This is a genomic window from Blautia faecis (assembly GCF_027662325.1).
Lineage (GTDB): Bacteria > Bacillota > Clostridia > Lachnospirales > Lachnospiraceae > Blautia_A > Blautia_A faecis.
Window position 1 is genome coordinate 1 of the sequence record NZ_JAQDKY010000019.1, and the last position, 14,890, is coordinate 14,890.

Below are 14,890 nucleotides of genomic sequence, written 5' to 3' on the forward strand. Positions count from 1 at the left end.
TCAAGCACTTTTTACAAAAAAATTTATATTTTTTTATAACATTATTTTCAAGATCCTTTTTCTTCAATCATTGACTTTCGCCCTCAGACATGATAGCGTCAATACATATAACAAATTCATTATTTTATACCCTTTCCCCAGTTTGGAGGTTTCTATGTATCAACAGCAATCACCAGCATTAAAAGAAACAAATCCTCATGGCTCCCAGGCTTTTCCCTGTGCTTTTTACCGTTTAAAACTAAGCGGACACGGAATCCTGGTCAAGCACCATTGGCACGAGGAGGTCGAGATTATTTACTTTCCCGGTGGAACCTTCACCTTAGATATTAATATGGAAACATTTGATGTATCTTCAGAATGTTTTTATTTTATTAATCCCGGCGAACTGCACAGCATACGTGCACGCTCAAAAGAAGTCTCCATGGAATACGCTGTCGTTTTCCAACCGGAACTGCTCTGCTCTCCTTTTTACGATACGGTTCAGACTCAGCTTGTCCAGCCATTGCAAAACGGGCGTCTGATTTTTCCAAGATGTATTTCTGCAAACCATCCTGTTTTTCTTATTATAAAGGAGCAGTTCCAGAACATCACTAACGCATTTTACCGCTGCAGCTTTCCTGAACAATTGGAAGAGTTTCATGATTCCTTACATATAAATTTATTCCGCGCCTCCGGAAATGCCATTGTCGGCCTGGCAGATCAGCTTCTGATCAAGGCTTCCCTGTTGAAAATTTTCGCAGAATTTTCCAGCCGCCAGCTTTTTTCCCAGACTGAAAAATCTGATGACCGCAGGGTCGAGACCATAAAAACCACAATCACCTACATCCGCGACCATTACCAGGAAAAAATTTATATCCGCGATCTGGCATCCCTGATCGGACTCAATGAGCAATACTTTTGCCGTTTTTTTAAAAAAGCAATCGGCATGTCTCCCATAGAATACCTGAATGAATATCGCATCCGCCAGGCAGTACGTTTATTAAAAGACAGCAGTCTTCCAGTGACCGAGATATGTCTGGACTGTGGTTATAACAATATGGGGAATTTTCTCAGAGAATTTCGCAAATATACAGGAACCACACCTCTGCAATATCGGAAACACAGCCAGGGGATTGAGAATCCTTCCTTATAAAACACGCTTGCACTCCCCTATGTACGAAATGATTTCCCAAACAATCTCTGGTCAAAATTTCGTATTTTTTAATCAAATTAAGGGAAGTATTTTCTTTTTCATGTATGTATAATGTACTTAGTTCAAAGATAATCATTATATATAAGGAGACATAAATGAATAGCACGAAAAAAAAATGGTGGCAGGATAAAGTAGCCTATCAGATTTATCCGAAAAGCTTTTATGACACAAACGGTGATGGAATCGGCGATCTGCCGGGAATTATTGAGAAACTGGATTATTTAAAGGAGCTGGGGGTTGACATTGTCTGGCTTTCCCCCTGCTATCGCTCCCCTCTTGCCGACCAGGGATACGATATTTCCGATTATTACGACATTGACCCGCGATTCGGAACTATGGAGGATATGGACCGCCTTATCGCAGAAGCAAAGAAACGTGACATGTATATTGTCATGGATCTGGTTGTAAACCACTGCTCTGATGAGCACGAATGGTTTAAAAAAGCCTGTAAAGATCCGGATGGAAAATACGGCCGTTTCTTCTATTTAAGAGACAAAGAAGATGGTAAGCTTCCTACTAACTGGCGCTCCTATTTCGGAGGTTCGGTATGGGAGGATCTGCCTGGCACCAACAAACAGTACCTTCATGTTTTTCATAAAAAGCAGCCTGACCTGAACTGGGAAAATCCAGAGCTCCGTGAGGAAGTATATAAAAATATTAACTGGTGGCTGGACAAGGGTCTTGGCGGTTTCCGCATTGATGCTATCATTAATATCAAAAAAGCTCTTCCTATGCATGATTATGAGCCTGATCGTGAGGACGGACTCTGCAGCATTAATAAAATGCTGGAGGAAGCTACCGGAATCGGAGAATTTCTTGGAGAAATGCGTGACCGCACCTTCAAGCCTCACGATGCTTTTTCCGTAGGTGAGGTTTTCAACGCAAAAGACGAAGAGCTCCCGGATTTTATTGGAAACAATGGTTATTTTTCTTCTATGTTCGACTTTAACGAAACCATTTTCGGAGGTTCTGAAAAAGGCTGGTACGATTGCAAAGAAATCACACCTGACGACTACAAGCGCTGCTGTTTTGAGACACAGGCCAAAATGGGGGATTTCGGATTCGTTTCCAATATTATCGAGAATCATGACGAGCCTCGCGGTGTCAGTCACTATATTCCAGAAGGTGATTGCTGTGACACAAGCAAAAAAATGCTGGCAGCATTGAATTTCATGCTTCGTGGACTTCCCTTTATTTATCAGGGACAGGAGCTTGGCATGGAAAATATCCCGTTCAAATCAATTGACGAGGTAGATGATATTTCAACTCTGGATGAATATAAAGTTGCACTTGACGCCGGACTTACCCCGGAAGCAGCTTTGAAAGCTGTTGCCCGCCGCAGCCGTGACAATGCCCGTACCCCCATGCAGTGGACTGGTGAGGAAAATGCTGGATTTACAGCTGGTACACCGTGGCTTCGGGTAAATTCCAATTATACCGCAATTAATGTGGAAAAAGAGACGATTGATCCAAATTCCGTACTTAATTTCTATAAGAAACTGATCGCTCTTCGCAAGGATCCGGAATATAAAGAAACCGTTGTGTATGGTGCTCTGGAGCCATTTATGGAAGACCGGCATAATTTAATGGCATACTACCGTAAAGGAGATAAAACTTTGCTTGTGGTTGGCAATTATCAGTGGGATGAGCAGGAAATTACACTTCCATCAGAATGCAAAAAGGTGCTGATCAATAACTACCCGGATATGGTTCTGGATGGAAATTCAGTTAAGCTGCATGGATATCAGGTGCTGGTTGTGGAGTTAGCGTAAACGATTTTCGGTCACTGTTCACTGATAACGTTCCGCGAGGTGTTTTTGTGCGCTTGGTATTTATTGTATTCCAACACCTTATTGACAATTTTTCCCATTATTACTATAATAACAAAAGAACAGGGGAGCTTGTACACAGGCTGAGAGGAAATTGTGAATTTCGACCCTATTACCTGATGCGGATAATGCCGCCGTAGGAAGTCATCATGGGTTTGATTTTTTTCGGAGACACCTCATTGGGGTGTCTCTTTTTTCATATGGCAGCAATGCAGCGTTCGGCTGGGGGCACCACTTTCGGACGCTATATAAAATTAATGCATACATAACAACAGTGCCGGTTTGTAAAAAGATTCTTTCACGTTATAACTCATAACTCGTGGAAACTGCTTCAAACAAGGCCAAGAGAAAGGAAGAAAATTATGAGAACAGCATTAACAATCGCTGGAAGTGACTCCAGCGGAGGCGCCGGTATCCAGGCTGATATCAAGACAATGATCAGCAATGGAGTATATGCCATGAGTGCGATTACCGCACTTACCGCACAGAATACTACCGGTGTAACAGGTATTATGGAAGCAACGCCAGAATTTCTGGCAGACCAGCTGGATAATATTTTTACAGATATTTATCCGGATGCAGTGAAGATTGGAATGGTATCTTCCAGCGCATTGATTGAAACCATTGCGAAAAAACTTCGCCAGTATGAAGCAAAGAACATTGTAGTAGACCCGGTTATGGTCGCTACAAGCGGAGCCAAGCTGATCAATGATGAAGCCATTGAAGCCCTTAAAAGTCAGCTTCTTCCAATGGCCACAGTCCTGACACCGAATATTCCGGAGGCAGAGGTTCTGTCCGGAATGAAAATAGAAACTGCCGAGGATATGATCAAAGCCGCTGCTGCCATCGGGGAGAAATACAGCTGTGCAGTGCTTTGCAAGGGTGGTCATCAGCTGAATGACGCCAATGACCTTCTGTGGCGCGAAGGCAATTACAAATGGTTCCAGGGAAAGCGGATCAACAATCCTAACACTCACGGAACAGGATGTACGTTATCCAGTGCCATTGCTTCTAATCTGGCAAAGGGATTTGACCTGGATACTTCCGTGGAGAGGGCAAAGAAATATATTTCCGGAGCACTTGCTGCTATGCTGGATCTTGGAAAAGGCAGTGGTCCTATGGATCACGGATTTGCAATAAAAAATGAATTCACACTGTCACATGACGAGATTACGGCAGAAGCCGCTGATAAGGAGGCAAAATAACATGACTGAAAAACGTACTTCCATTTTTGAAAACGGCCTGATCTGGTTTGGCGCTGGTGTTTCCCTGGCGGAAATCCTCACCGGAACCTATTTTGCCTCACTTGGCTTTGGAAAAGGTCTTCTTGCCATTATCATCGGACATATTATTGGCTGTACCATGCTTTTCCTCGCCGGAGTGATCGGCGGAAAAACACGCCGCAGTGCAATGGAAACCGTAAAAATGAGCTTTGGGGAAAAAGGCGGGATTTTCTTCTCCTTCCTGAACGTACTTCAGCTGGTTGGCTGGACTGCCATTATGATCTACGACGGAGCTCTGGCCGCAAACGGTGTGTTACATACCGGAAGCTGGGTATGGTGTCTGGTAATCGGTGCACTGATCGTACTGTGGATTTTTATCGGCATCACAAACCTTGGAAAAATCAACACCATCGCTATGGCAGCACTTTTTATCCTCACACTGGTACTCTGCAAGCTCATCTTCTTTGATGGCGGGACTGCACTTGCCATTGGCGAGGAAGCCATGTCCTTTGGTGCTGCGGTTGAGCTTTCTGTTGCAATGCCACTGTCCTGGCTGCCGCTGATCAGTGATTATACCCGTGAGGCGAAGGAGCCAGTGAAAGCAACTGCTGTAAGCTCTATTGTTTACGGTCTTGTAAGCTGCTGGATGTATGTAATCGGTATGGGTGCAGCGATTTATACCGGTGAATCCGACATTGCTCAGATTATGGTGAAAGCCGGACTGGGAATTGCAGGTCTTCTGATCATTGTATTTTCCACTGTTACCACTACATTCCTGGATGCTTACTCCGCCGGAATTTCATCTGAATCTGTATTTTCCAAAATTAATGGAAAATATGCCGCAATTGCGGTAACCATCATCGGAACAATTGCTGCAATTGTATATCCAATGGACAACATTACCGATTTCCTGTACCTCATCGGTTCTGTATTTGCACCGATGATCGCCATTCAGATTGCAGACTTCTTCCTGCTGAAACGTGCTGACAGTCTGGGCGAATCGGTTGACATAACAAATGCGGTAATCTGGGTGATCGGATTCGTGCTGTACCGAATTTTAATGAGAATTGATATTCCTGTGGGAAATACACTGCCGGATATGGTGGTTACCATTCTCATTTGTATGATCGTGCGAAATGTTTTAAAGAGTAAAAAATAGACTTTCACTTTAGAGTGTATTGGATAAAAGGCTTTCTGCAAGATGTGCGTCGCAATTTGCGGGAATGATTTTTCAAACACGCTCTAGCTTTCGTATAAACACTACTCGGTTCAGGAAAGTGCCAGAGATGGGCTTTCTTATAAATTCAAAAAGGGGCTGCCATTTCCCGGCAGTCCCTTTCTGTTTATTTCTGTTTATATCTGCTTATTCTTCAGTTTCTTCCAGTGTTACTTCCACAACCGTATCCCGATCATCCGGAAGCGGGTAGCTGTCGCAGGTGTCAGCGTTGAGGAAGAAGAACTGATTCTGGGAGTATTCCTTCAGGTTCCAGTAATCCGTAAGCTTTACCTCGGAATTGTCGGAAAGACGGCGGAGTTTTTTGATCTTGCCGTGGATTCCGGTGAGAGGGATTGCTCCTGCCTGGGGCTCCATAACGTGGGCGTAGATCTTATTTCCGTTGCGGGTGTAACGGCCCCATTCCGGTTTATCGATTTCAGCATAGCCACAGCCGTAGATGCTCTTGGAGTTCTCGTCCATCCACTCTCCTACTTCTTCCAGAATCTTCACAGACTCCTTCGGAATACGGCCTTTTGCATCAGGCCCCACATTCAGGAGCAGGTTGCCGCCCTTGCTGACACACTCAACCAGCATGTGGATGACCATTTCAGCTGATTTATAATGACGGTCACTGGAGGAATAGCCCCAATTGTTATTCAGGGTCAGGCAGGCTTCCCATGGTACCGGATTACCAAGCTCATTGCGGATTCCTGCTGGTGGGATCATCTGCTCCGGAGATGCGAAATCACCGGAATATTCGGTAGGATTTGCAGTAAGGATAGAACCGGAATCCTCAGCACTGCCCTCCAGACGGTTATCAATGATCAGCCAGGGCTGGATGGAACGCACCATGGAAATCAGCTCCTGGGCTTTCCATTTGTCGCACTTCATATCGCCGTAGGAGAAGTCGAACCACATCAGATCCAGCTTACCATAATTGGTAAGAAGCTCTTTGATCTGCCCAAACATAAATTCCAGATAGCGGTCGAAATCGCGGTTTTCATTGGAGCATTCCGGATGGTTGCGCATTGGATGGTGCATATCCCCATAGTGTGGGAAATCCGGGTGGCGCCAGTCTATAATAGAAAAATACAGACCTACTTTGATTCCTTCTGCACGGAATGCCTCCAGGAACTCTTTTACCAGGTCTTTGTGGCAGGCTGCGTTCATGGAATTGTAGTCAGTAAGTTTGGTGTCAAAAAGGCAGAAGCCGTCGTGGTGTTTGGCTGTGAGCACAGCATATTTCATGCCCGCCTTTTTCGCAAGACGCGCCCACTCTCTTGGGTTGTAATTCTCAGCTGTGAACTCTTCTGTGAGATGGCAGTAGTCCTCATGTGGAATCTGCTCCATGCTGCGCACCCATTCTCCTCTGGCAGGGATTGCATAAAGTCCCCAGTGAATAAACATGCCGAAACGGGCGTCACGGTACCATTCGGTACGTTTTGTTCTTTCTTCGATTACTTTGTTCATTTTATAATGTCCTTTCCTGTAACATTAGGCAAAATACTTTTCCAGTTCTCTCTTCATATCCTCTGGAATTTCCCGTTCAAAGGAAAGCTCTGGCTTGTTTGCCACCCATGTAGCTGCTGTGCAGAGAGTTTTCGCTCCTTCTTCCAGTGCACGAGGAGAAATATATTCTACCGTATCGTGTCTTGTATGCATGCCAAAGCCGTCACGGTTTAAGGTAAGCGCTGGCACACCTTTCCATGCGAAAGTATTAGAATCGCTGGCCCAGACCTGATTTTTGATAGTAACACCCAGCTGATTTTCTTCCATAAGGGTTTTCAGTTCTGCGCAGACGGTCGGATCTGCAGTTACACCCAGAACGTTTCCTCCCAGGAGCTGCCCTGCCAGGTCTACATTCAGATTAAACACATGGCTACTCATTTCTCCTTCATGGGATTTCACATAATTCTGGCTTCCAACCAGACCTTTTTCCTCGGAGCCAAACCAGATGAACTCCATAGTTCTGGCTGGTCTGTGCTCTGCGAAATGATGGAAAGCTTCCATCACCATGGCGCCGCCAGACATATTGTCATATGCACCAGGACCTTCCGGAACAGAATCATAGTGAGCTGTTACCGTAACGATTTCTTCTGGAAAATCAGTTCCCAGAATGCGTACTGCCACATTAGCGGAATTGCGGGAAATCTCGCTCTGCTGAATGTTCAGGCAGCACTGGGAAGCCTGTTTCTCCACGATTTCCACTGCATCCAGGTAATGGACAGATACGCCTGGAAGATCACCTGCCTTGCGGCGGTACTGGGTTGGAATCCGGTCTTCCCCCTGATCCAGCGGCGTGCCGCATATGGTTACAAAGCCAAGTGCACCTGCTGCTTTTATTTTATTTATCATATCTTCACGAATAGGATCGCAGACCAGCACAACTGCCCCTTTTGCCTTGGAAAGACTGATGTCGTCTCCTTTTCCCACGAAGAGAAATGGTGCTGTGATGCCCTCTTCCAGGGTGCAGGCGCCATTCAGGTAGGCACGCACCGGATAAGCCTTCTTATAAGGCTGGCAGATTACCAGCTCTGCCTTTTTCTGCTGAAAATCCGGACACTGGAAAAATTCCATGCGGGGTGTCTGAATGTAGACAGACTTTCCCGTCTGGGCTGCTGCCTGCTCCGCTTCCTTCAAAATGTATTCAGCTGCTTTGTGCTCCCCCTTAGTACCGGATTCACGGACGTATGCCGTGTCAGCTACAAACTGATACGCGCGTTGTCCATTTGGGTGAATTTCTGTGTATTTATTCATAATTTACTCCATTTAGAGATGGCTTCCGATTTACTCCTATTTAATGCGCTACATTCAGAGGCCTTGCAATTTTCCTTATTATGCCTTGCTGCGCACCTCTAGAGCACAAAGAAAACCATCTCTATATTTCTTAGAAATTCTACTATATACTTCAAAAACTACTATATCTTCTTTTAAATGCGATTTATACTTCCGGCACTTCTTCCATAATACGGATCAACATATCGCCAGTTCCAACATTATAGCCGCTGGTTGCATAAATCCCTACAGACTCGCCATTAGTTACCAGAATTAGCGGAAGCTTGTCTGGATCAACGTACATTCTTCTTCCCAGAAGTTCAATGTTTTCTTCAAAGGAATCGTAATAGATGGAAACATTCGGGAACATCTTCAGCACTTTTGCCAGAAGAGGATCCTGCTTGGCTTCCGGAGTACGAATCATGAAGGAGATGGAATTTTCAAATTCGTGGAATTTTTCTGCATGTTCCAGCATTTCATTCAAAATATGTTCCGTAGGCTCCCGGCTCTCTTCCAGCCACATGAGAATTTTCTTGCCGCCTTTGGTTAACTCAGCGCAGGTTACTGTGTTTCCGGCAGAATCTTTTACTTCAAACTCCGGAAGGGAAATACGCTCCAGCATATCGCCAAGCTGAGCTTCGCGGAGACGCAAGGTTTCTTCTCTCTGTCCGCCTTCTTTTATCGTAAATGTTTTCTCCCATGCAAACTGATTTCCGTTAGGAAGACGGTTGGTGGTGATAATCCGGTAGATTCCTGGAATCAATGCAAGCTCCAGAGTATCCCCCTTCCAGCTTCTGCCTGTAAGATTCAGGGAAACAAATTCATTTCCAACCAGACGTCCCATTGTCCAGTTCTGATAGTAGTTCCATACAGCATCAGCCTCTTTTTTCAGTGTGAGAACTGCGCCACCCTTCTGCTGTTTCAAAACGGACACAAACTGGTCTTTTACCCAATATTCCATTACCTTATTATCTGGATTCAATCTTGCCGGAATTCCCAGTGTACGGGCGATTGCCACAAAAAGTACCTTCTTGGAACGCTCGGTACCAATTCCAGATACCAGACATTCGTATGGAGTTTCCATTACGGTCTCGCGCTCGTTATCCGGGTAGGCAGTGATGTGCACCTGGATATAATTCCAGATTTCTGCCGGATTTGTGCGGAAAGCGGCTTTCTGCTCTTCTGTGAAAAAGGAGAGAATGCCTTTTCGGTATGGACGAAGAAGCTCGTCCTCCACACGGGGATTTAATACGTAATTGATATAAAGATTATAGCCGGACTCTGCACCTGTAGCTCTTGTATATGCCGCAGATTTTTCAGCTTTATAGTTACTGCACTCTGCATTAGCACTCTCAGCGCCTTGAGTGAAGCGATCTGCGCCATTCATTTCTTTTTCGCCACATTTCCCAGTACCAGACTTCGTTTTAAATTCTTTTGCACACTGCTTGCCATATTCCAAATGCTCTTCCAATACATTGCAAACACAGTCTGTGTGGTCTTTCTCCGAAAGTACATCCACCATTGCCTGGCGAAGTTCCTTCTCATCCTCGCCTGCAAGAAAAGCAGTCAGTTCCGGGTTCACCCAGTTCTCCTTCTTTTCTTTACGGATCTTGTTTGCTTCATTCAGTCGTCTGGTTCCTTCTGCTTTCTGCTCCGGGGTAGGCATGTCCGGGTTCACCGGGGTGTCAACTGGAGCAATTACATCTACAGCTCTCCAATCCTCAGCTTCCACAGTCTCACCAGTAAGAATCAGGGAAATCTCATCCTGCGCTCTGGTATCCAGATCTGCCTGTGCAAATCCTTCCATTCCCGGAAGGAACGCCAGAACTCTTACACTTCCCAAACCGGTCACTAAAGAAACGGTTCCATCTTCGTCTGTCTCTGCCTTTGCAATGGGAAAATACTCTCCCATATTCAATACCAGAAACTGCACCTGAGCGCCCTTTACAGCCGCACCCTCTTTATCTGTCACTTTTACAGAAACTGTTTTCACCTTAGCATAACGCGCAGTCTGGTTCAGCATAACCGCCGCACCTTCTTTGCCAATCACATCCTCCCCCTCTGCCGGGAAAAGATCAAACAGGCGGGAATGCACCATCATTGCTCTGGAAGAAGCATTGGTAAACCACCCCTTATTCAGGATCATAAGCGGCTCACATGCGCCTGTGAAATACCATTTTCCGTCACACCAAAGCTCCACCCATGCGTGGTTGTCATCACAGTGGGACCACCTTGGCACATACACCTGCCGCGCCGGAATTCCCACACTCCGAAGTGCATTTACCAGAAAAACAGACTCCTCACCGCAGCGTCCGTAACCTCTTCGATATACCGTAAGTGCCGGAAGTGTACGGTCATCACCACTATGATAAGTAGCTTCCTCCGCACACCAGTAATTTACCTCAATTGCCGCATCTTTCGCATTTTTTCCTTCAATTCTATCCTTCAACTCATTCCAGAAAAAGCTTCGACAAGGAAGTACCTCTTCCTCATTCACCCTGTGATCCAGAATATAATTCAAAAACATCTCCTCCGGCAGCTCTTTCACACGTTCCAGAGTATTATAAAGAAACAGTCCATGGCTTGCGAAATCCTGAATCTCCTCAAAAGAATAATTCACAAGATCACTATAAGGCGCTGTCACATACAAATACTTCATCGCCAGCCCCAGTTCTCTGCCGCACCCATCCAGTTTCTCACAAATCGTCTTCAGCGGCTCCCTGTCCGCACCAAGCTTCTCTGCTAATTTCAAAAATTCTTCTTCAATCTTCCTCTGACTGTTCTGAAGAAACATCTATTCATCCTCCTACTTTAAATAGAAAAAACGCCCTTTCACGAAAAAATTGTTCTTTTTTTGTGAAAGAGCGTCCCAGCCTCAAAGCCTTGCTAAAACTTCCCGGGCCTTTTTCACCTCAGCCTCACTGGTGCGGAAAATCTCATACTCACTCAAAGAAGGCAGTCCCATACTTACACCCTCTTTGCGGTACTTCATCTCACTGTCCAGCAAAACCTTGCCCGTCATATGATAATCTGTGATTCCGGTTTTCTCATAGATTGGAGCGATCACGTCTGCATTCACTCCTGCACCAGCCATAATGTGAATACGACCAGCACTCTTTTCCACCAGCTCTGCAAGCAGCGGCGAACCATCCACACAGTTATTCTTCTGTCCAGATGTGAGAATGGTATTAAAACCAAGAGAAATGACCTGCTCCAGTGCCTCCATTGGATCCCTGCACACGTCAAAAGCCCTGTGCAAAGTTACAGACATCCCCTTCGCTTCCTCCATAAGCTGTGCCAGATGTTCCACATCCAGGGAGCCATCCGGTCTTAGCATACCGATTACAACTCCCTGGGCACCCAGCTCCCGGAATCTTCTCACTTCTGAACGAATAATATCAAATTCATATTCAGTATAACAAAAATCACCAAATCTTGGACGGATCAGTGCATGGATCTTAATATCACTATGCCTGCGGATCTCGCGGAAAAGACTCTCTGATGGAGTTGTTCCTCCAATCACCACATTTCCGCAAAGCTCGATTCTGTCTGCTCCGCCTTTCTCAGCGGCAAGTACAGATTCCACAGAATCTGCACAAACCTCCAAAGTAAATTTGCTCATATCCTCTTTTTCCTTTCACCCAGCCTGATACTATCACATTGCAGCTATCGCAATGCTTTGCATTCTGATAATTTCACAAATTATTCCCATGCCCGCCGGTCTTGTCACTTTGTTGCTGCATTCCCGAGCTGCCGTTTCTTAATAGAGCGTTACACCAAGGGAATCCAGCATATCCTGCACCGACTGATCCGGGAATTCATCTGTGATGATTCCGTCCAGTTCATCAAGCTGTGTAAATTTATAAGATTCATTAAAATAAAATTTCTCCCGCTCCATCACGGCATATTTATGACGGCTGCTTTCAATTGCAGCCTTCTTGGTCAATCCGTCCTCCACTCCAAGAGTCGTGACGGTGTGATCCATCATATCAATTCCGCAGCTTCCCATAAATGCCCGGTCAAAGCTGTACTGCCGGATCACCTGGATTGCTGCAGAACCAAGGAATCCATTTACTGTAGGATACATGATTCCACCGGTTCCAATGGCTGTGATCTTGGGATTTTGCGCAAGCAGCTGTAAAATATCGATCATGTTGCTCACTACGGTAAGCTGCATTTTCGATTTCGCAAGAAGCTTGGCAAGCTCAATATTGGTTGTGGATATATCAAGAAAAATCGCTTCCCGCTCCTTGATCAGCGTCATGGCCTTAGCCGCGATCACCATCTTCCTGTCCACATGATAATTTCTTCTGTCGATAACATCTCTTTCCAGCGGGTAATCCTGGGAAAGAATCGCACCACCGTAAGTTCTTTTTAATTTGCCGGCATTCTCAAGAGTTTTCAGATCTTTACGGATGCAGTCCTCTGTGACCTGGAACATTTCGCTCAGCTCCCTGGTCCGGACTTTTCCCTCTTCCCGAAGGACTTTCTCGATGGCTATCTGCCGTTCCTCAATGAACATCCTTCTTCCTCCTGTTTTCTGCTGCCTTATTTATCAAAAGCCCATCTCCCGCTCTTTCAAGCGGTTAACATAACTTATATAGTACTATACATTTCATATAACAGACAGGCTTTTAGCTTTCCATTCTTTTGAATGGATACCAAATCTGCCTGTAAAATATTACTCTGCGCACTGGCTGCAGGCAACAAAATGTCCCGGTTTTACCTCAACAAGCTTCGGCTGGCTCTTATGGCAGCTATCCTTGCAAACAGGACAACGGCTGCAGAACTTACACTCCTCGCCAAGATCAATGGGGTTCGGAAGTGTACCCTCAAGCATGATTCTCTGACGGTTCTTCTCAATATCCGGATCCGGGATCGGGATTGCAGAAAGAAGAGCCTTGGTATAAGGATGCATTGGGTTCTCGAAAAGCTCCTCACTGTCAGCAAGCTCAACAAGAGATCCCAGGTACATAACACCAATACGGTCACTGATGTGCTTCACCATGGAAAGGTCGTGTGCAATAAACAGGTAAGTCAGCCCACGCTCTCTCTGAAGCTGCTCCAGAAGGTTGATAACCTGTGCCTGGATGGAAACGTCCAAAGCAGAAATGGGCTCATCGCATACAATAAAATCCGGATTTACTGCAAGTGCACGTGCAATACCAACACGCTGGCGCTGTCCACCGGAAAACTCATGAGGGAAACGATCTGCGTGCTCTGCCTGAAGACCAACGGTTTCCAGAAGCTCAATGACCTTGGCATCACGTTCTTTTTTATTGGCAGCAAGACCATGAGCATCAATTCCCTCTGCTACAATATCCAGAATTTTTCTTCGCGGGTTCAGGGATGCATATGGATCCTGGAAAATCATCTGCATTCTTCTGCAAAGTTCATGTCTCTGCTTTGTATCCAGATTCTTGTCAATTTTCGTTCCATCGAAAGTTACCGTACCATCTGTAGGATCATACAGATGGATAACAGTTCTTCCGAAGGTAGATTTACCACATCCAGACTCTCCAACCAGACCAAGAGTCTCTCCTTTATAAATCTGAAGGGAAATGTCATCAACTGCTTTCAGGATCTTTTTATTTCCAACATTAAAGTATTTCTTCAGGTTCTTGACATCAAGAAGTACCTGCTTTTCATCATTTTTCATCAGAGTTTACCTCCTGTGCCATCTCGTCAAGCATCCAGCATGCTGACTTGTGATTCTTGCCGCAATCGGTATAATCCGGCATGTATTTCTGGCAAACGATCATTGTCTCCTTACATCTTGCCGCAAAAGGACATCCAACCGGAGGCTCCATAAGATCCGGAGGAGTTCCCGGAATTGCCTGAAGCTCACCGCCTTTTTCGTGTGCTTTTGGAATAGAACGAAGAAGGCCTTTTGTATATTCGTGACATGGGTTGTGGAAAATATCTTCCACATCTCCTGTCTCAACTAATTTTCCGCCATACATAACAGCAACACGGTCTGCAATATTTGCCACAACACCAAGGTTATGGGTAATGATGATAATGGATGTTTTGATCTTTTTCTGAAGATCGCGCATCAGATCCAGAATCTGTGCCTGGATCGTTACATCAAGGGCTGTGGTCGGCTCATCTGCGATCAGCACCTTGGGATCACAGGCCAGTGCAATGGCGATGACAACTCGCTGTCTCATACCACCGGACAGCTGGTGCGGATACTGGTCGTAACGTGCCTCCGGATTGGAGATTCCAACCAGGGAAAGAAGCTCAATGGCTCTTGTCTTACGGTCGGCTTTACTCATCTCCTTGCGGTGCTCTTTCAGCATTTCCTCGATCTGTTTTCCAACCTTCATGGTCGGGTTCAGGGAAGTCATGGGATCCTGGAAGATCATGGCAATCTCGCTTCCGCGCACCTGCTGCATCTGACGTTCTGAATATTTGGTCAGATCATTTCCCTGAAACATTACGCTTCCTTCTACTACTTTTCCATTCTTTGGGAGGATTCCCATAACACCTTTCATGGTAATGGATTTTCCGGAACCGGACTCTCCTACTACCGCAAGTGTCTCCTGCTCATTCAGGTAAAAATCCACGCCGCGCACAGCCTGGACAACGCCCTTGTGCGTCTTGATGTGGACTGTAAGATTCTTAACTTCTAATATTTTTCCCATAGCTGTAC

At 45.5% G+C, this 14,890-nt stretch carries 11 protein-coding genes and 1 riboswitch; of the genes, 4 read left to right on the plus strand and 7 right to left on the minus strand.

Annotation, left to right across the window (positions count from 1 at the left end; translation table 11 throughout):
- Positions 1-154: 154 nt before the first annotated feature.
- The 4 genes from PGQ38_RS10320 (at position 155) to cytX (ending at position 5,403) form a co-directional block, all read left to right on the plus strand.
- On the plus strand, positions 155-1,132 hold the full coding sequence (locus PGQ38_RS10320; RefSeq protein WP_270431602.1) for an AraC family transcriptional regulator: 978 nt from the start codon (positions 155-157) through the stop codon (positions 1,130-1,132).
- Between the two features lie 155 nt (positions 1,133-1,287).
- Positions 1,288-2,964, plus strand: coding sequence for an alpha-glucosidase (locus PGQ38_RS10325; RefSeq protein WP_227201085.1), 1,677 nt, complete (start codon positions 1,288-1,290; stop codon positions 2,962-2,964).
- A 111-nt stretch (positions 2,965-3,075) separates the two neighbouring features.
- Positions 3,076-3,181: riboswitch (TPP riboswitch) on the plus strand.
- A gap of 202 nt (positions 3,182-3,383) precedes the next feature.
- A complete protein-coding gene (gene thiD, locus PGQ38_RS10330; protein ID WP_173716700.1) occupies positions 3,384-4,226 on the plus strand; it encodes a bifunctional hydroxymethylpyrimidine kinase/phosphomethylpyrimidine kinase in 843 nt (280 codons plus the stop codon).
- Position 4,227: 1 nt separating this feature from the next.
- Positions 4,228-5,403 carry a putative hydroxymethylpyrimidine transporter CytX gene (gene cytX, locus PGQ38_RS10335; protein WP_173719562.1) on the plus strand — a complete coding sequence of 392 codons (1,176 nt, stop codon included), beginning with the start codon at positions 4,228-4,230 and terminating at the stop codon, positions 5,401-5,403.
- Positions 5,404-5,607: 204 nt separating this feature from the next.
- On the opposite strand, the gene PGQ38_RS10340 is transcribed toward cytX, so the two are convergent.
- The 7 genes from PGQ38_RS10340 to PGQ38_RS10370 all read right to left on the minus strand — a co-directional run bounded on the left by PGQ38_RS10340 (position 5,608) and on the right by PGQ38_RS10370 (position 14,882).
- Positions 5,608-6,930, minus strand: a complete 1,323-nt coding sequence (locus PGQ38_RS10340; RefSeq protein ID WP_173770380.1) for an alpha-L-fucosidase — start codon at positions 6,928-6,930, stop codon at positions 5,608-5,610.
- A 24-nt stretch (positions 6,931-6,954) separates the two neighbouring features.
- Positions 6,955-8,217 (minus strand): M28 family metallopeptidase, encoded by a 1,263-nt coding sequence (locus PGQ38_RS10345; protein WP_204454586.1) that lies wholly within the window; start codon positions 8,215-8,217, stop codon positions 6,955-6,957.
- Positions 8,218-8,401: 184 nt separating this feature from the next.
- Positions 8,402-11,029 carry a transglutaminase domain-containing protein gene (locus PGQ38_RS10350; RefSeq protein ID WP_204454585.1) on the minus strand — a complete coding sequence of 876 codons (2,628 nt, stop codon included), beginning with the start codon at positions 11,027-11,029 and terminating at the stop codon, positions 8,402-8,404.
- Between the two features lie 81 nt (positions 11,030-11,110).
- Positions 11,111-11,857, minus strand: a complete 747-nt coding sequence (locus tag PGQ38_RS10355; RefSeq protein ID WP_204454584.1) for a copper homeostasis protein CutC — start codon at positions 11,855-11,857, stop codon at positions 11,111-11,113.
- Positions 11,858-11,995: 138 nt separating this feature from the next.
- Complete coding sequence (locus PGQ38_RS10360; protein WP_204454582.1) at positions 11,996-12,757, minus strand: DeoR/GlpR family DNA-binding transcription regulator; 762 nt, start codon at positions 12,755-12,757, stop codon at positions 11,996-11,998.
- A gap of 159 nt (positions 12,758-12,916) precedes the next feature.
- Complete coding sequence (locus PGQ38_RS10365; RefSeq protein ID WP_148463621.1) at positions 12,917-13,894, minus strand: ABC transporter ATP-binding protein; 978 nt, start codon at positions 13,892-13,894, stop codon at positions 12,917-12,919.
- The gene (locus PGQ38_RS10370) at positions 13,884-14,882 is read right to left on the minus strand and encodes an ABC transporter ATP-binding protein (RefSeq protein WP_118584033.1); all 999 of its coding nucleotides are present in this window, start codon (positions 14,880-14,882) and stop codon (positions 13,884-13,886) included. Before PGQ38_RS10370 ends, PGQ38_RS10365 begins: the two co-directional genes overlap by 11 nt.
- Between the last annotated feature and the right edge of the window lie 8 nt (positions 14,883-14,890).

Excerpts from the sequence above, each read along its gene's own strand:
- PGQ38_RS10320 (WP_270431602.1), top strand. The coding sequence starts at position 155 with ATGTATCAACAGCAATCACCAGCATTAAAAGAAACAAATCCTCATGGC.
- PGQ38_RS10325 (WP_227201085.1), top strand. The coding sequence starts at position 1,288 with ATGAATAGCACGAAAAAAAAATGGTGGCAGGATAAAGTAGCCTATCAG.
- thiD (WP_173716700.1), top strand. The coding sequence starts at position 3,384 with ATGAGAACAGCATTAACAATCGCTGGAAGTGACTCCAGCGGAGGCGCC.
- cytX (WP_173719562.1), top strand. The coding sequence starts at position 4,228 with ATGACTGAAAAACGTACTTCCATTTTTGAAAACGGCCTGATCTGGTTT.
- PGQ38_RS10340 (WP_173770380.1), bottom strand. The coding sequence starts at position 6,930 with ATGAACAAAGTAATCGAAGAAAGAACAAAACGTACCGAATGGTACCGT.
- PGQ38_RS10345 (WP_204454586.1), bottom strand. The coding sequence starts at position 8,217 with ATGAATAAATACACAGAAATTCACCCAAATGGACAACGCGCGTATCAG.
- PGQ38_RS10350 (WP_204454585.1), bottom strand. The coding sequence starts at position 11,029 with ATGTTTCTTCAGAACAGTCAGAGGAAGATTGAAGAAGAATTTTTGAAA.
- PGQ38_RS10355 (WP_204454584.1), bottom strand. The coding sequence starts at position 11,857 with ATGAGCAAATTTACTTTGGAGGTTTGTGCAGATTCTGTGGAATCTGTA.
- PGQ38_RS10360 (WP_204454582.1), bottom strand. The coding sequence starts at position 12,757 with ATGTTCATTGAGGAACGGCAGATAGCCATCGAGAAAGTCCTTCGGGAA.
- PGQ38_RS10365 (WP_148463621.1), bottom strand. The coding sequence starts at position 13,894 with ATGAAAAATGATGAAAAGCAGGTACTTCTTGATGTCAAGAACCTGAAG.
- PGQ38_RS10370 (WP_118584033.1), bottom strand. The coding sequence starts at position 14,882 with ATGGGAAAAATATTAGAAGTTAAGAATCTTACAGTCCACATCAAGACG.